At 71.8% G+C, this 16,091-nt stretch carries 15 protein-coding genes; 11 read left to right on the top strand and 4 right to left on the bottom strand.

All coding sequences use genetic code 11. The features are described from left to right. Nucleotides 1-6: 6 nt before the first annotated feature. Nucleotides 7-183 (bottom strand): hypothetical protein, encoded by a 177-nt coding sequence (locus tag ACIG87_RS29260; RefSeq protein WP_396854841.1) that lies wholly within the window; start codon nt 181-183, stop codon nt 7-9. 297 nt (nt 184-480) lie between these two features. On the opposite strand from ACIG87_RS29260, the gene ACIG87_RS29265 reads away from it, so the two are divergent. Next, nucleotides 481-1,941: a hypothetical protein gene (locus ACIG87_RS29265; RefSeq protein ID WP_396854842.1), complete on the top strand. Its 1,461-nt coding sequence runs from the start codon at nt 481-483 to the stop codon at nt 1,939-1,941. Here the strand turns inward: ACIG87_RS29265 and ACIG87_RS29270 are convergent. Next, nucleotides 1,920-3,881: a hypothetical protein gene (locus ACIG87_RS29270; RefSeq protein WP_396854843.1), complete on the bottom strand. Its 1,962-nt coding sequence runs from the start codon at nt 3,879-3,881 to the stop codon at nt 1,920-1,922. The two genes, ACIG87_RS29265 and ACIG87_RS29270, sit on opposite strands and share 22 nt — an antisense overlap. A 293-nt stretch (nt 3,882-4,174) precedes the next feature. Here ACIG87_RS29270 and ACIG87_RS29275 point away from each other — a divergent pair, with 293 nt between their 5' ends. Further along, nucleotides 4,175-5,623, top strand: a complete 1,449-nt coding sequence (locus ACIG87_RS29275; protein WP_396854844.1) for a S8 family serine peptidase — start codon at nt 4,175-4,177, stop codon at nt 5,621-5,623. Nucleotides 5,624-5,674: 51 nt separating this feature from the next. On the opposite strand, the gene ACIG87_RS29280 is transcribed toward ACIG87_RS29275, so the two are convergent. Then, the gene (locus tag ACIG87_RS29280; protein ID WP_396854845.1) at nt 5,675-7,246 is read right to left on the bottom strand and encodes a ricin-type beta-trefoil lectin domain protein; all 1,572 of its coding nucleotides are present in this window, start codon (nt 7,244-7,246) and stop codon (nt 5,675-5,677) included. Between the two features lie 208 nt (nt 7,247-7,454). Between ACIG87_RS29280 and ACIG87_RS29285 the strand changes: the two genes are divergently transcribed. The 4 genes from ACIG87_RS29285 (at nt 7,455) to ACIG87_RS29300 (ending at nt 11,769) form a co-directional block, all read left to right on the top strand. Further along, entirely contained in the window at nt 7,455-9,128 is a 1,674-nt protein-coding gene (locus ACIG87_RS29285) for a beta-1,3-glucanase family protein (RefSeq protein WP_396854846.1), read from the top strand. 184 nt (nt 9,129-9,312) lie between these two features. Further along, nucleotides 9,313-9,873 carry a sigma-70 family RNA polymerase sigma factor gene (locus tag ACIG87_RS29290; RefSeq protein WP_396854887.1) on the top strand — a complete coding sequence of 187 codons (561 nt, stop codon included), beginning with the start codon at nt 9,313-9,315 and terminating at the stop codon, nt 9,871-9,873. 100 nt (nt 9,874-9,973) lie between these two features. Continuing rightward, a complete protein-coding gene (locus tag ACIG87_RS29295; RefSeq protein WP_396854847.1) occupies nt 9,974-10,951 on the top strand; it encodes a zf-HC2 domain-containing protein in 978 nt (325 codons plus the stop codon). Nucleotides 10,952-11,022: 71 nt separating this feature from the next. Then, nucleotides 11,023-11,769: a hypothetical protein gene (locus ACIG87_RS29300; RefSeq protein ID WP_396854848.1), complete on the top strand. Its 747-nt coding sequence runs from the start codon at nt 11,023-11,025 to the stop codon at nt 11,767-11,769. A 48-nt stretch (nt 11,770-11,817) separates the two neighbouring features. On the opposite strand, the gene ACIG87_RS29305 is transcribed toward ACIG87_RS29300, so the two are convergent. Beyond that, nucleotides 11,818-12,600 (bottom strand): lytic transglycosylase domain-containing protein, encoded by a 783-nt coding sequence (locus tag ACIG87_RS29305; RefSeq protein WP_396854849.1) that lies wholly within the window; start codon nt 12,598-12,600, stop codon nt 11,818-11,820. 214 nt (nt 12,601-12,814) lie between these two features. On the opposite strand from ACIG87_RS29305, the gene ACIG87_RS29310 reads away from it, so the two are divergent. The 5 genes from ACIG87_RS29310 (at nt 12,815) to ACIG87_RS29330 (ending at nt 16,085) form a co-directional block, all read left to right on the top strand. Next, a complete protein-coding gene (locus ACIG87_RS29310; RefSeq protein WP_396854850.1) occupies nt 12,815-13,354 on the top strand; it encodes a DUF6668 family protein in 540 nt (179 codons plus the stop codon). Further along, a complete protein-coding gene (locus ACIG87_RS29315; protein ID WP_396854851.1) occupies nt 13,351-13,671 on the top strand; it encodes a hypothetical protein in 321 nt (106 codons plus the stop codon). Before ACIG87_RS29310 ends, ACIG87_RS29315 begins: the two co-directional genes overlap by 4 nt. A gap of 110 nt (nt 13,672-13,781) precedes the next feature. Then, entirely contained in the window at nt 13,782-14,102 is a 321-nt protein-coding gene (locus ACIG87_RS29320; protein WP_396854852.1) for a hypothetical protein, read from the top strand. A 33-nt stretch (nt 14,103-14,135) separates the two neighbouring features. After that, the gene (locus ACIG87_RS29325) at nt 14,136-14,846 is read left to right on the top strand and encodes a hypothetical protein (protein WP_396854853.1); all 711 of its coding nucleotides are present in this window, start codon (nt 14,136-14,138) and stop codon (nt 14,844-14,846) included. Between the two features lie 93 nt (nt 14,847-14,939). Continuing rightward, nucleotides 14,940-16,085 carry a hypothetical protein gene (locus tag ACIG87_RS29330; protein ID WP_396854889.1) on the top strand — a complete coding sequence of 382 codons (1,146 nt, stop codon included), beginning with the start codon at nt 14,940-14,942 and terminating at the stop codon, nt 16,083-16,085. Nucleotides 16,086-16,091: the final 6 nt, after the last annotated feature.

A 16,091-nucleotide genomic window follows, 5' to 3' on the forward strand; every position in this document is an offset into this window, starting at 1 on the left:
CCGCCTCTACCGACCGCCAGCGCCGGGCACAATGACGCGATGCGCATCCGTGTGGTCCGCCAGGCTGAGCTTCCGCTCCTGCGAGACATCGAACGCGCCGCCGGCGAGTGGTTCCGCGATGTCGGCATGCCACAGATCGCCGACGACGAGCCCCTGCCCCTCGACATCCTCGCCGGCCACCACCAAGCCGGCCGTGCCTGGATCGCCACTGGCCGCGCATCTGCATGCGTCGAGATCTCCACGGGCCATCGCCGCGCCGTCCCGTCCCGGGACGCCCCGTCAGCACCCGGACACCACAGGTCCCGGCCGGTACGCGACGTGGGACCGCGCCAGACGACTGTCGTCCCACCGCGAGCGGGACTGTGGACGAACATTCGTCTTCCCGCCCCTTCCCGGTTGAACCTCCCGGACGCCGCTGCGTAGAAGGGGCCGAGACGAGAGGACGGCGATGGAGCGAGGGCGTGGAGGACAGCGGTGTTGATGCGGCAGACGCTGGCGTTGGTGCTGCTGACGGTCGGGTTCGTGCTGTTCGCCCCGGCGGTGCCGGCGGCTGCGGTGCCGGACGAGACGGGCAGGTACTACGTGGTCGGACCGCCGGTCAACGGCCAGCGCGAGTACCTCTACGACATCGCCCTGCGTACCCTCGGCAACGGCAACAGGTTCCGGGAGATCACCCAGCTCAACATCGGCAGAAAGCAGCCCGACGGCGGTACCTTCACCGACGGCGTCGAGTTGCGACCCGGTTGGTTCCTGGTGCTGCCGCGCGACGCCAAGGGGTCCGGGGTGCGGACCGGGACGCTGCCACCGGTCGTGGTGAACTCGCCACGGCCCGGTCCGAGCACTGCCGCACCCACGCCGAGCGCCACGGCACCCGAGCCCAGCGCCACGGTGTCGAGCGCCACGGTGTCGCGCGCCGTCACCCCGTCGCCGACGGCGGCCACGGTGGTCGCCCGCCCTCCCTCGAACTCCGGCGCGTCCGACGCCGACCAGTTCGGTCCCATCCTGATCAGGGGTGGCGCTGGCGTACTCGCGGCGGTGTTCGCCGTGATCGCCGTGTTGACGCTGCGCCGGGGCGGATACCGGTTGCGCGCCGTTGCCCTCGACGACACCGGCCCGTGGCCACCGGAGCGGCACCACACCCCGACCCCCGCCGAGATCGCCGCGGAACCCACCATGGCACCGCAGCTCGCGCCGCCGCCCCGCCTCCCCCCGCCGCCGCACTCCCCGCCGCCGCCTCCTTCGCCGCCGCCTCCTTCGCCGCCGCCTCCTTCGCCGCCGCCTCCCTCGCCGTCGTCTCCGCCCGCATCGTCGCCGAGACCCCTGCCGCCGGGTCCGCCGTTGCCACCTGTGTCGCCACCGGGCCCGCCGCCGGTGGAGTCGCGGCCGGCGGTACCGGCTGCGGGCGAGGTGCCGTACCTGCGGACCGAACTGCTCAGTGAGGAGGACTCCGTGCACGTCCGACTGGCCGGGCTGGCGAACCGTGGGGACACACCCGCCTACGCCTGGCTCGCCGAGACCGAGCCGGCGCCGCCGGCGATCGTGCCGCTGGTGCTGGGCAGCCGGGGCCCGTGGCGGCTCCACGTCGACCTCGGCCAGACCCCCGACGTCCTCACCCTCGTCGGCGCCCTCGACGCCAGCCAGCGGCTGGCCGCAGCCCTCGCCAGCCGGCTCCACTCCGGCGGAGTCGGAGTTGCCGTGGTCGGCGACGCGCTCGGTGCCGGGAACGTCGACGGCTACCGGACACTGACCGCCCTGCCGGATCCGCCGGCACCGGGCGAGAAGCTGCCGGATCCGTGCGTGATCTTCACCGCCGGCCTGCCGGCGGGCGCGGCGGACGGCATCCGCGGGCTCGCCGCCGCCACCGGCGGACGCTGCGTGCCGGTCGTGGTCGGTCCGGTCCCCGGCAGCCGGTGGTCGGTTCAGGTGGGGACCGGCGACTGAACCCGGGCGAGCACGGCGGGAAGTGGCCCGGCCTCCGTCCCCGGCACCCGTCGCCAGGAGTTCTCCTGCGCGAGGTACACGCGGCGGACCTGGACACGCTCGTACGAGCGGCTGCCGACGATCAGCTCGACCCCGGCGGCACGGAGCCGCTCCGCCTGGTTACGCACCCGGGAGAGCGGGGCGAGCATCGCGGCTGTCGACGTGACGTCGATGGTGCGGCCCCGGGGCACCCCGACCTCCAGCATGAGCCGGCCGGGCCGGGCCGGCGGCGCCTTCCGGTGGAGACGCAGCCAGCCGCGCGGTAGGCGGCTGCCCGACGCCGGCACGAGGAGGTACGCCCGCCGGGTGCCGACACCGGGCCAGCGGCGGACATCGTTGGGCAGGCCGGCGATCGTCCGGGAACGGGACGAACAGTGGATTCGCAGTGCACCGTCGAGGCACTCGGCCGTCGCAATGAGCCGGCCGAACCGGTACGTGCGGAAACCGCCGAGCGGGGACACCCTGTCCAGCCGCGCCGCCGGCAGCAGATAGGCGTCGTTGACTCCGCGTAGATGCTGGAGACGCGCGGGTATGTGCGAGCGGAGGGTCGCCATGGGGATCGCGCCCCCGGCGGCGACGCGTACCCGGAGCAGGTGGCTGTCGTCCGGCACCGAAACGGGGTCCAGCAGGGCGATCAGGAAGAGTTCGGCACTCGGCACCCCCTCGGCGACAGCGCGGGCGGGGTCCACCGGGCAGACGACGAAGGCCTCGAACTCCTCGGCGTTGACCTGTTGCCCCGGGGGCAGCCACGCCGGGCCGTACCCCGGCGCCCGGCGGCCCTCGGTGATCAGCACGGGGCGGGGGAGGGCCTTGGCCGGCACCGTGACCGGCCCCTCCACCGGGTCCCGCCGGCCGTCGGACGGCGGCGCGGTGAGGGGCGCCGCGAGGCGTGCGGACACCGTGATGCTGGGGCGGGCCAGCGCCGGCACGAGGAGACCGTCCGGCGTCGCGCGCAGCGCCAGCGGGCCGGCGGCGGACCTCGGCCGGTGCGCCTGCCACTCGGCGGGGCTGCCCGCCGGGTCGAGCGCGCGGAGGTCGTGGCCGCCGTCGACCAACTCGGCACTGCCGCCCGGTGGTGGCGTCCACACCGTCGCGCCGGTCCTCTCGGCGAACTCCCGCGCCTGCTCGGCGAGGCCCTGCTGCTCCTGTGGATCGGAGGGCCAGGTGACCCAGAGCCGTAGGTCGCTGCCGTAGAGCGGGAGGTCGCCGAGGAGGGCGGCGAGTTGCTCACCACCGTGCACCTTCTGCGTCCCGCCGTAGTCGCCGACGAGGAATCCCGCCGAACGTGCCGTGACGGCGACGGTGATCAGGCCGTCCGGTGTGGAGGCGAACCGATGTGCGGTGGCGCGACGGGTCACGAAGTCGGCCCGGGTGGCGAGGGCAAGCCCGGCCGGCAGCGGGAGACCGACCACACCGGTCCGGGGACGGACCACGCCCCGGTCCACCGCGAACCAGCTCGGCAGGGGGGTGGCGAGGTCCGGCGGCTGGATCACGAGCCAGTCCATCGGACGGCGGGTCACCCGGTCCAGCGGGACCGCGTGCAGCGGCCCGGCCCCGGCGTCCGCCCGCCGTCGGTGCCGGATCTCGGCCCCGTCCGGGCTGACCAGCACGTCATGCCCGAGCAGCCCGGCGACATCGCTGAACAGGTCCAGGTTGCGGGCGCCATCACCGGTCAGGATCCGGACGTCGTCCGCGGACTCCCCGGAGCGTCGGACCAGGTCGGCGATGCCCCGCGCGTCGAGGGTGCTGCTGGGTTCCGTCGGCACCACCAGCCCGCCCCGGGGTCCGGGCTCCAGCCAGAGGTCGAACAGACCGGGGATCCGGAGGTGTCGGCGTGGGTCGAACCGGCTGGTGGCCGGCAGCCCGTCGACGCCCGCGTCGACCGTCGTCACCGGGTACATGGATTCCCCACCGTCCATCCGTTCCGTCTTCGTACGCGCCGATGTCTGGGCTGCCGACCGGCGATCCACCGCGCTCTGCGGCCTCGGTATCCTCCATCCGCCCACATCAGATCTGCCCACACCACGAGGGCGATGGAACTCTGGTTCAGATTGATTTGAACGAACCGGGCGCTGATCCGCAATAGATGGTGACAGCCGGGGCGATCGGCCGCGGCGACTGAAGGGGGACAGCTGTGCTTGCGAAGCGCCCAACCCTTGCACGCCTGATCGCGGTCGTGGCGATGGCCGGCTGCATGATCGCAGCGGCGGCGGAGACGTCGGCGGCAGGCCGGGCACCTACGCCGGACCCGCAGGCATACGTCAAGTACTACGTGGTCGCGGCAGAGCACCAGGGCCAGCCGGAGAACCTCACCGAGATCGCGGTGCGCTTCCTCGGCAGCGGCGAGCGGTCCGCGGAGATCTACAACCTGAACGCGGGGCGGGTCCAGGCGGACGGCGCGGGCCTCACCGATCCCGCCAAGCTCCACCGCGGCTGGCATCTGGTGCTGCCGTGGGACGCGGCCGGGGAGGGGGTGCAGTACGGCCAACTCCCGCCAGCCCCGAAGCCCACCCGGACCGCCCCGAAGCCCATCCGGCCTGCGCCGAAGCCCTCGGTCACCGCGTCGCCCTCCGCGACGCCCGACCCCGGCACGTCGCCGGGCGGGCCACAGAACGGCAGCGGCACACCGTCCCGCTGCACCGCCACCTCCGGGTCGAGCAGCCGGTCCAACTGGGCCCAGCTACGGTTGGCGGCCGACGGCGCCTGGGATCTGAGCCGGGGCAACGGGGTCATGGTCGCGGTGGTCGATTCCGGAGTGGACGGCGAACTTCCGCAGCTCAAGGGCCGGGTCGCCGTCGGTGCGGACGTCACGGTCGGTAACGGGCGGGGGGACACCGACTGCCTCGGCACCGGCACCGCGATGGCGGGTCTCATCGCCGGCAGCGCCAGCGCCGACGACACCCCGGTCGGCATCGCACCCGACGCCACGATCCTGCCCATCCGGATGGTCGGCACCTCCACGAGCAGCCGGGCCATGGACGCCGCGAACGCCATCGAGGTGGCGGTCAGCGCGGGCGCCTCGATCGTCGCGCTGGGCTCCCACGTCGATCTGGGCGACCCCACGGTGGCGGCCTCCATCGCCACGGCGTTGAACCACGACGTGGTCGTGGTGGCGGGGGCGCCCACCAAGCCCGTCACGCTTCCGTCGCCCGCAGAACGGTCCGGTACCGGTGCCCTGCTCCTGTCCGGCGGCGTCGGTGCCGACGGTCAGCTCGCTGAGGAGTACCAGCAGGGGACGGTGGACGTCGTCGCTCCGGGCATCGACGTGGCGAGCCTCGGGATCAGTGGCACCGGCGTGCTCAGCAACACGGGCACCCGGTTCGCGGTGGCTTTCGTGGCCGGTCAGGCGGCGCTGGTCCGGGCGGCCTACCCGGACCTGACCGCCGTACAGGTCAAGGAACGCATCCGGAGCACGGCCGACGCGATGGGCGCCGGCAGCACGGACGCCCGCTACGGCGCCGGAATGATCAATCCGGCCGTTTCCGTCGCTCGGAACCTCAACGAGGAGCGGCAGGTGGCCGGCGACCAGGATGGTGGCGGTGGTGGTGGGACCGCGCTCGTTGTCCTCTTCGGCCTCGGGCTTGTCGCCGTCGGCGGTTCCGTCGCCGCGATCCGCTTCCGCCGCCGCGCGAACGGCGGGTAGCGGAGCGGGCGCGGCCCGGGTACGCGGAGCGTCCGCGTACCCGGGCCGTCGTCACCGCCAGGACCAGATCTGCTCGCGGTTCTCCACGAAGGTCCAGACGAGCAGCGGCTTGTTCGGCACGTTCACGTTCGCGTCCAGCGCCTTGAGGATGTGCAGGTTGAGCACGCCGCCCTTGGCGTTCATCCGCCACACCTGGGACGGGCTTCCGTCGCAGGTGGAGGCAAGGACGGCCGTCCCGTCCCGGCTGGAGCCCTCGGCCAGGTCCATGCAGAGGCCGGACGCCCGGTACGTGCCATCGGCGAGGACCACCCACCACTGGGTCGGGTCGTCGTTGTCGCAGGTACGCAGGGTCAGCCGGGTTCCCGGACCGTCCGTGCCGGTGCTGACGCAGAGCTTGGTCATCGGGTGGTAGAGCTGCTTGGCGCCGACGGGGCGGACGGGTGGGTCGGTCGGCTGCGGGGGCGTCGGCGGGTCGCCGGCCTTCGGCGTCGGCGTGACCGGCGTCGGCGTGACCGGAGTGGCTGACGGCGACCCGGACGGGGAGGGGGAGGAGGGTGGCCTGGGACCGGCCACCAGCCGTCCGTCGAGCGCGTAGAAGTCGGTGAGCGACTTCACCGACTTCAGGAACGCCTTGGTGCCGTCGTCGAGGCTGCCGCCGCTCTGCCGCACCGTGGTCGGACCGTTGCGGTAGGCGGCGAGCGCGAGCAGGTAGGGGTCGCCCTCAAGGGGGGACAGCTCCTCGGCCATCGCACACATCGCGGTGCCGAGGGCCGGGATCGCGACGGCGGGATCCCAGGCGGAGGCGTCCTTCGGCCCGTACGCCTGCCACACCTCGGGAAGGAACTGCGCGATTCCCCGCTGGCCGGCGGACCCGAGCAGGTTCGGGTCGAATCCGGAGAGCGCCATCAGCTGCGCCGCGACCGCCGGGGGAGTCACCGCCGTGCAGACGGAGCCCGCCCGGACGATCAGGTCGACGTACGCGGCCGGGACGCCCTTGGCCTCCGCCGCCGGTCCGGTCGGCGCGGCACCACCGGTCCCGCCGAACTGGGCACGCTTCCCGTAGTACGCGGCGTAGCCGCTGACCTGGTCGACGTAGTCGACCGCGTCGGCGGGCAGCCCCGCGGACGCGGTCACCGACTCCAGTCCGCTGTGGAAGGCGGCGACGGACAACCGCCACGAGTCTCCGGGGATCTTGGTGATCCGCAGTTTGCCGCTGTAGTCGCACACCTGGTGGGCCAGTGCGACGATGTTCGCGGCGCTGTCGGAGCGTTCCGCGTCCGGCCACGGCTTCCAGAGCTTCCAGTCCTGGCTGTCGAGTCCGGCGATACCCGTACCGCCGGAAACCGTGTCCTTCGCCGCCGGGGCCAGTTGCGACTCGGCCATCAGCTGGCCGGCGAGCCTGGCGGGCGTGAGCATCGGGCAGGAGCGGGCGGCGGCCACGATGGCCGCCAGGTGTTCGTCGGAGACCGCTTCGCCGATGAGCTGGTCGCGGGCCGAGGCGACGCCCCAGCTGATCGCGGCGATGGCCGCGAAGACGACGGCCAGGCCGGCGGCGGTGGCCGCCACGACTCGGCGCGGCGTCCGGCCGAACCAGGACCGGATGGTGCGGGGGTCGGTTGTCACGGGCCATCCCTTTCGGCGTGGCGGCATCACTGTCGTGACGGATCGGCTGCCGCATATGTTCACCGCACGACCACGAATCCCACAAATTCGTCCCGCCGACGATTGAACCGGCAGGGGGTCCGGACCGTCGTCGCGGCTGTCCCCCGACGGTTCGGCGTCTCGACGGCCCGACCGCCCAGCACGCCGATCAATGGAGGTGGGTCCTTTGGTGACCAGACGAAAGATGCTCGGGTTGGGGTTCGCCGGGGCTGCGGTGGTCGGGGTGCCGCTGGTGGCTACGCCGCTGCTGGCGCGAGCCAGGGCCGAGGGCGGACTGCCGCTGACCGTGGTGAACAGTACCGGTCGCTACCCGAACGCGTCGATCCACATGTACATCACCGGCTACCACCCCGAGACCAGGGAGATGGGCTACGTCAGGAGCCCGGGGAAGTTCACCCCCGCCTCGTTCTCGGACAACGGCGCGGACGGGTTCCTGGACATCGCCGTTCCGCTCGCCGGCGAGGGGGCGACCTCGTTCGTCCTCCCGATGCTCGACGGCGGCCGGGTCTACTTCTCGATCGACGGGCGGCTGCGGTTCAAGGTGGTCGACGGCGGCGGACGACCCATGTTGCAGGAGCCGGCGGGAGCGGTGGAGAGCGATCCGAACTTCGGCGTGCTCTGGGACTTCTGGGAGTTCACCTACAATCCGAACGGAATGCACTGCAACACCACCATGGTGGACATGTTCAGCATCCCGATCTCGACCCGGCTGGTCGGCGCGGGGGAGCACACCGCCGGGAAGCTCACCGACGGCGGCCGGGACGCGATCTTCGCGGAGGTGGCGCGGCAGCCGGGGTACGAGCGCCTGATCATCGGTGACGGGCTGCGCGTCATCGCGCCGGGGCACGGCATCATCGCGGGTCGCTTCTCACCCACCTACTTCGACGGGTACATCGCCGAGATGTGGGACCGGTACCGCAGTGCCGACCTGCGGGTCTCCAACGAGTTCGGCGCCTTCACGGGCCGGGTGGGCGATGACGGGAAGATGCACTTCGACGGTGGGATCGCTCCCTTCGACCGGCCGTCGACGATGGACGTGTTCATGTGCAACGGCACCTTCAGCAGGCCGAACGACGCCAGCGGGAAGGTGGCCGCGACCCTGGCTGCCGGGTTCAACCGGTCGGTGCTGGACCGGCCGTACCAACCGGTGGACGACCGGGCGGCCTTCTACCAGCATTCGGTGACCAACCACTACTCCAGGATCCTGCACCACCACTCCGCGAACGGCCGGGTGTACGGCTTCCCGTACGACGACATCGTCGGGGACGCCTCGTACATCCAGGACTCCGCGCCGCGGGAGGTGACGATCACCCTCACCCCGTTCGCCGGGGGCGAGGCGTCGTACCCGATCGCGCAGCCCTCACCGGCGGCGGACACCTCCCAGACCGTCGGGGCGGTCCCGCCGAACGGCGCGAAGGGGGTCGTCGGCGGCCAGGTCCGCGTCGCGGACCAGGAGATTCCCGCCTCCAGCTTCGACCGCGAGCACGGCGTACGCCGGGAGTCGTGCAGCGAGGGTGGCGAGAACATCTGCGCCATCGCCAACGGTGACTGGGTCGCCTACCAGGGAGTCGAGTTCGGCGACCAGCCGATGACCCAGTTCGTGGTCCGGGCCGCCTCCGGCGCTGGCCTGGGTCTCTCCGGGCTGGTCCAGGTGCGTCTGGACAGCGAGACGAACCCGCCGATCGGGACGATCGCGGTGGCCAGCACCGGCGGCTGGCAGCAGTGGCTGACCATCCCGGGAAACATGGCACCGGTGACCGGCCGGCACGACGTGTTCCTCACCTTCGCCAGCGGGCAGCCCCAGGAGTACCTGAACGTCCGGTGGCTGCGTTTCGCGCGATGAATCGACCGACTCTACTGTGGCCTGTCACCGTCGGCCACCTTCCCTCAGCCGTCTCGGGGCCGAAACATGCCGTTCGGCTGGTACGGCTATCCTCCCCGAAGAGTGCCCGGTCGTTGACGGACGGGGCGCTGGTGCGGGCGTGCGGGTCCGACCCGTACGCCAGGGGAGGCGGTCTGTGTCGGCGGTGCATAACGAAGCGATCGGTCCGTGGTCAGCGGACTCCGCCGCCAGCGGCCCGTCCGCCACCGAGGCCCTCATGCGGCAGATCTTCGAGGAGCACCGGGGGCCGCTGCTGCGGTTCCTCACCCGGCTCGTCCTCGGCCAGCGGGAGTTGGCCGAGGATCTGATGCAGGAGACGTTCCTGCGTACCTGGCGCAACCTGGACACCCTCGCCGCCGACCCGCAGAGGATCGCCCCGTGGTTGTACACGGTCGCCCGGCACGTGGCCATCGACGCGATCCGCTCGCGGCAGGCGCGTCCGCAGGAGATCAACCTTCCGGACCTCAACCGCGTCTCCTCGGCCGAGGACGTGATGGACCGCGTCGTGAGCGCCCACACGGTGCAGTTGGCCCTGAAGCAGATCAGCCCGGAGCACCGGCAGGTGCTGATCGAGATGTACTACAAGGGGGCTTCCATCGCCGAGGCGGCGGAGCGGCTCGGGATACCCGAGGGTACGGTAAAATCCAGGACGTACTATGCGGTTCGCGCGCTGCACGCGGCGATCGGCCCGACGGAGTCGTCGTGATCCCGGTCCGGCCGTTCCGATCCTGGCATGATGACCAGCACGCAGGCGGCCCCGAGGTACCACCACCGGGCGGGGCGTGGACGCATTGAGGAGAAGCCGGATGGTTGCAGGCGGTGAGCACGCCACGGAGGAGCAGTCCAGGCTGGCTCTCTACCTGCTCGGCAACCTCGGCGACGCCGAGCGGGTGGCATTCGAGGAGCATCTCGCCGGCTGTTGGCGCTGCCTGAACGAGGCGACCGAGATCGGAGCCTCGACGAGCGGCCTGGCCGGTCTGGCGGACGTCGACTGGGAGCTTCCGGCTGACGCCGACCCGCTGCCGACCGCCGACCCGGTGCTGACCGCCGACCCGGTGCTGACCGCCGACCCGGTGCTGACCGCCGATCCGCTGGTGACCGCTGGCCCGGTGGGGACTACTGACCCGGTGCTGACTGCCGATCCGGTGGCGACCTCCGGGTCGTCGGTGACTGCTGAGCCGCTGGCGACGGAAGGCCCGGCCGGCGGCACCGTACCGCCGGAGCCGGCGCGCAGCCCCGCAGACCGGCCGGGTCGCGCCCCGACCGGGTCGGTGCGACCGGCCGGCGGGCGACCCGGCGGGGACCGCGCGGCGGGCACCCGTCCGGATCGCGGCCCGACCGCCGGGCGCGGCGGCTCACGTCGTCGTCGCTGGCGGGTCTGGGCCGGTGCCGCCGCCGCGGTCCTCGCCCTGGCCCTGGCCGGCGGGGTCGTCGCGATGAACGGGCTCGGCGGCACCGACGACCGGGTGCTGACCGCCTCCGGCGAAGCCCCGGGCTACGGCGCGAGCCTCTCCGTCTCCATCACCACCGACGACCGGGACCGCTCCACGATCCGGATCACCGTCACCGGGCTGCGGCCGGGCATCCACTACCGGCTCTTCGCGGTGACCCGCGACGGGACCACCCACACGGTACGGGACTGGATGGCGTCGAGCGGTCCGCAGGAGGTGACCGGCGAGACGTCGTTGCCGGTCGACGAGCTGGCGTTCATCACCGTCGGGACCAGCGACGGCAGCGGCATCGTCACCGCGCCGATTGCCCGGGGCGCGGGCCCTCCTCGCTGACCGGGTGAACCCCGGCGGCGGTGAGCCGTAGAGCTGCACAGCAGAATCCGCAGCTCGCCGGAGGTACCGCCATGGCCGAGGCAACCGGACCCGAACCGCAGCACGACCAGCCACAGCCCACCATGGACGTCAGGGCGGAAGCCCTGGCGCTCATGACCATCGGAAGCGACCTGCGAAGGCTCCTGGCCAGACGGAACAGTGCTGGCGAGCAGCCTTCCGCGGACGAGATCGAGGCGATCAAGTTCGTCAACGAGCGCCTGACACGTCTTCCGTCGGAGCCAGCGGCGCAGCCTGCTGCGAATCGCCCGTCCAGACCGTCGGCGGCCTCGGGTTCCGCGGCGTTCGCGACGGACATTCAATGGCAGGACGAGTTCCTCAACCTCCTCGTGCGGACCGCCAAGAGGGTTAAGCGCTGGCTGGAGGGATCGGACGAGGGGACGAACCGGCTCGACCTGCCGTCCGCCCCCGCGCCGGACGTGCGGCTGCCGTCCGACCTGCCCGATGTGCGGGATCTCGACAGCATCGACCCCCGCAGCGATCTCTACCAACGGACGTGTATCCGGCTGGGGGAACTGCTCGACCAGAGCCCGGCCCTGAAGCAGCTTTCCTCGAACGGCGACCTCGACCACGTGTCGAAGCACCTCCCGCGGCGGGGGAACTCAGGCCCCGGCTCGCCGGCCCTGGCGGGCATCGCGGCCATGCCGTCCCTGCGGGTCGGGGCGGCGTCCGGTCAGAACAGGGAGGCTCGCCGGGCAGAGTCGGGTAGGCCGGCGCACCTGCGGTCCCAGTCGCCGAGGGCACGGTCGGCGCGGCAGTGACCGCGCATCCCTCGACGACTGTCGGACGGGTCGGCCGCTCGTGGTGACTCAGGTCGGGCTGGCGGACGGGAAGTTCGGCGGTGGGCCACCCAGGCCCTGGTACTGGCCGAAGCGGGCCCGAACCTGGGCCACGTAACCCTGGGCCTCGGCCGTGGCGGGAATGCCACCGGCCTCGCGTACGGCGTCCATGCCCTGGTCGTACGCGACAAGCGCCAGGTCGAGCGCGCTGCCGATCGCCTCCTTGCGGTCGATGAGCCCCTGTGCCTCGTCCGCCAGGGCACAGAGGTACCTGGCCTGCGCCATGACCGAGTCTTCCTGGTCGAGGGCGGACGTCTTCTTGTTCTTGTCGGTGTCCTCGCCGTACCGGTCGAAGACGGCCGGTGGCAGCTGCGAGATGCCCAGCTCGCCGTCGGGGCCGACCTTGGCGCCGTCCCACCCCGACTCCACCTGGATCTGCGCCGCGATCACGATCGGGCTGATCGAGGTGCAGACGGCTCCCGCGTCCTCGATCGTGTCGGCCAGGGCCGCGGGGACCTGGGTCCGGTCCAGGGTGCCCTTGCCGTCGCCCTCGAAGGCGGCCAGCGACTCGTCGGCCCGGTCCCAGGCGTCGGCGCTGCTGCCGTTGTCCAGGCCGGTGAACAGGATGATCAGCACGATCAGCGGGAACAGCAGGACGCCGAGCCCGCCGATGATGAGCACCGCCCCGGCGACGACCACGACGGCGGCCGGGCTGATCAGACAGGTCGTGGCTGCCGCGATCGCCGCGCCGACCAGGAGCGCTTGGCTCTTCTGCGAACCACCACCCGCACCCTTCTCACCTGAACCGCTCATGTCTTCTCCCTCGGGTTCGTCGTACCGGAAAAAGTTCGAGCCCGCCTTGAACCGGGGGCAGGGGTCTCCCGTAGAGGCGTCCGTCATCCGGTCCGGGGTCGCCGGTCCAACGGGACGGAACAGCGTGTGGTTCACCCGCGGCGGTCCGAATGTCGCCGGACCGATGGCAACGGACTTCGACAGCGATGCGGACAGGAAGGGGGTGGTGTTCCGGATGGGCGTCTCATCGGCGGTTGGTACGGCACCGCGCGCGCTGCCGGGACCGGCCGACGTTCCGGCGGCCTACGGCACCGTCGCGGCCCCACGGCAGGGTCTTTCCGAGCAGGGATTCGGCTGGATAGCGGCGCACGGCGGTGCCGGGACCACCACGCTCACCGGGCTGCTGGGCGGAATCGACCTGGGCTGCCGCTGGCCGGACGCCGCGCTCCGGGAGCCGGCGAAGGTGCTGCTGGCGGCGCGTACCAACGCCGAGGGCATGCGTGCCGCCGGGCGGGCGCTGAACGCGCTGCGCGAGGGCCGTCACCCGGCCGGTATGCGACTGGTCGCTCTGGTGCTGGTGGCGGACGCGCCCGGTCGGCTCCCCCTTCCGCTCGCGCGCCGGATCCGGGTGCTGCGGTCGATCGCCCCGCTGTACCGGGTGCCCTGGATGCCCACCTGGCGCCTGGGTATCGAGCCCACGCGGGTGCCGAAGGAACTGTTCGGTCTGGCCGATGCCGTCGGTGCCGACCGCGATCGGCCCGGGAGCAAAAGGTGATCCAGTTCGCCGGAGCACCGTACGCCGGGCTGACGCCGCGCCGGGAACAGTTGCCGCCGGTCGCGCCGCTGCCCCAGTACAACCCGCTCGACAGCGGCGGACTGGAGCCCCTGCTCAACCTGCTCGCCTGGAGTGTCACGGCCGCCAGCGTCGCCGGATTGATGATCGTCGGCATCTCGATGGCGCTTCAGCTCAATCGGGGCACGCCCGGCGAGGAGAGCGAACACTTCCGCGGGTTCACCGTCGTCGTGCTCTCCTGCGTTCTCGGCGCCAGCGCCGGGCCGCTGGTGACCTGGTTCGGCGACCTCGGGCTGTGAGCAGGAGATCGCGCCGCTTTCTGTCTGTTTCGGATGAGCCTCGTTTCGGATGAGTCGGGCCCTACCCCTGCGGTCACTTCGGTGGCCCACGCCTCAAGGAGATGCACCCCATGAACCTGATGGACCTTCCGTACACCCTTGCCGCCTCCGTTGTCGTCCGCGTCCCGGAGCTGCCGGGGCCTGTTCGGGGTGTCTTCGACCCCAAGCCGAACGCGCCGGACAAACTGAAGAGCCTCATGGACACTCTGCTTGGTCTGCTCGCCTGGGCCGGGACCGCTGCCGGTGTCGCCGGGGTGTTGATCACCGGGGTCATGATGGCCATCTCGATGAAGCGGGGCGAGAGTTCGGAGCACATGTCCCGGCTCGGCATGGTGCTCGGCGGCTGCATCCTGGTCTCCGGCGCCGGCCCGCTCGCGGACTTCTTCCTCTGACGGCCGACCGACCAGTCAGGCGGGAGGCGCATCGTGTTCGGCAACAGCAGAGGGCGCTCCGGTGAGGATCCGCCGTTCTGGCGGCAGCAGATGTGGATCCTCTCGGTGGCCTTCATCGTGGGTTCCGCGCTGCTCGCCGCCGCCATCGGGTTGACCGGCGGTGGCGGGGCCCCGGCCGGCTCCGCCACGGGGGGCGGGGCGATGACGGCACCGGTCCCGTGCGCCGCCGGGGTACCGGCGGCACCGACGTCGACCCTTCCTCCGGACGACCTGACCTGGCAGGTGCTGGAGAGCGGGAAGCGGATACCGGTCTCGGCGAGCAACGGCCCGAGGTACGCCGACGGGCAGGTGCTGCGGTGCTTCGCGCACACCACGATGGGCGCGGTGCTGGCCGCGCACGTGGTCCCGACCCAACTCGGCGAGCAGGGCTGGCGCGCCACCGTGGCCCAGCAGGTGATCGCGGGCACCGGCCGCGATGTCCTGGCGGGACGCCTCGACTTCGCCACGCCTGGCGCGGGCAGGAGTCACGGCAGCTATGCCGGCTACAGCGTCGTGACGTACTCGCCGCAGGCCGCGTCCGTGCGGTTGCTGGTCAGGACCACGGCCGGGCAGTACGTCGCGACCGTCGTCGAGGTGCGGTGGGATGCCGGCGACTGGAAGGTCCAGCCGTCCCGGGTCGGCGAGGTGCGTACGGCGTCGGAAACGGTCACGGGAAACGCCGGCTTCACGATGTGGAAGAACTGAGAGGGGGGTGACGTGGACTGTGCTCCCGGAGACGCGCTCGGCGGCGGCGGTACGGGCTTCTTCGACTTTCTCGGCGACCCGATCGGGACGCTGATGCGGATCGTGGCGAACATCATCCTCGCCGGTGCGATCAGCATCTTCGGCGAGCTGAGCGAGTCGGTGCCGACCCTCGGTCCCAACTTCAGCGAGGACAACGCCGGTGTTCCGGGGCAGATCAGTGACCAGATCGAATGGGTGGTCACCTACCTGGCGATCGGATCGGTGCTCTTCGCCGCCGCCAAGATGGCGCTCGACCGGCGGGGCGAGGCCGGGCGGGTCGCGATCCAGGGCTTCCTCAGGGTCATCCTGGTCGCGGGCGCCGGTACGACCGTCGCTGCCAATGCCGTGAAGATCTCCGACGACTATTCCGACCACCTCTACCAGAGTGCGGCGCTCAATCTCGTCAAGAGCGTCCCGTGCATCGGCCTGGGCACCACCATGGAGGCTTTCCTCCTGCTGTTTCTCGCCTTCCTGCTGCTGCTCTCGGCGATCGTGCACGTCCTGATGCTCTACATCCGCCTGGGCGTGGTGACCATGCTGCTCGGCACGCTGCCGATGGCGGCTGCCGCGTCCATGACGAACTGGGGCACCGGGTGGTGGCGTAAACACATCGGCTGGCTGATCGCCTGGCTCATCTACAAACCGGCCGTCGGTCTGATCATGTTCTCCGGCTCCGCGATGATCACCGAAGGGAACCGGACCAGTCTGGTCCACATGCGCATCGCCGGTGTCGGCGTGCTGCTGCTGTCCGCGATCGCGATGCCCGCCCTCCTCAAGATCATTGTCCCGGCCACGGCGGCACTCGGCACGGGCGACCCGTCCGGGGCCGCTGCCTCCGCCGTGGTGGGCGGGGTCGCGACCGGGGCGAAGAAAGTCGCCGGCTCCGCCATGTCCTACCAGGGCGGGAGCGCTCCGTCCGGCGCGCGCGGCGCAGGATCCTCCCAGGGTGGAGACGGAGGACAGGGTCCATCCGGTGGACAGGGAACCGGTGGAGCTTCCGGGCCAACGGGTGACCAGGGTCCGCATGGTGCCCAGGGCGCGACGGGTGACGGCGCGAGTACGGGGAGCAGAGCCGTCCCGGTGGCGGGCGTCGTCGCGGGAGCCGCCACCGACGCGGCGCTCGGTGCCGGTCGGCACGGCAGGAACATCCTGACGAGCTCCGTGGAAGGTGCCGACGGCAACGCAGGACACAACCAGTAAGGCTCC

This window comes from Micromonospora sp. NPDC051925, assembly GCF_044548625.1.
Lineage (GTDB): Bacteria > Actinomycetota > Actinomycetes > Mycobacteriales > Micromonosporaceae > Micromonospora.

Excerpts from the sequence above, each read along its gene's own strand:
- ACIG87_RS29270 (WP_396854843.1), bottom strand. The coding sequence starts at position 3,881 with ATGTACCCGGTGACGACGGTCGACGCGGGCGTCGACGGGCTGCCGGCC.
- ACIG87_RS29265 (WP_396854842.1), top strand. The coding sequence starts at position 481 with ATGCGGCAGACGCTGGCGTTGGTGCTGCTGACGGTCGGGTTCGTGCTG.
- ACIG87_RS29320 (WP_396854852.1), top strand. The coding sequence starts at position 13,782 with ATGAACCTGATGGACCTTCCGTACACCCTTGCCGCCTCCGTTGTCGTC.
- ACIG87_RS29295 (WP_396854847.1), top strand. The coding sequence starts at position 9,974 with ATGGTTGCAGGCGGTGAGCACGCCACGGAGGAGCAGTCCAGGCTGGCT.
- ACIG87_RS29310 (WP_396854850.1), top strand. The coding sequence starts at position 12,815 with ATGGGCGTCTCATCGGCGGTTGGTACGGCACCGCGCGCGCTGCCGGGA.
- ACIG87_RS29300 (WP_396854848.1), top strand. The coding sequence starts at position 11,023 with ATGGCCGAGGCAACCGGACCCGAACCGCAGCACGACCAGCCACAGCCC.
- ACIG87_RS29305 (WP_396854849.1), bottom strand. The coding sequence starts at position 12,600 with ATGAGCGGTTCAGGTGAGAAGGGTGCGGGTGGTGGTTCGCAGAAGAGC.
- ACIG87_RS29275 (WP_396854844.1), top strand. The coding sequence starts at position 4,175 with ATGATCGCAGCGGCGGCGGAGACGTCGGCGGCAGGCCGGGCACCTACG.
- ACIG87_RS29330 (WP_396854889.1), top strand. The coding sequence starts at position 14,940 with ATGCGGATCGTGGCGAACATCATCCTCGCCGGTGCGATCAGCATCTTC.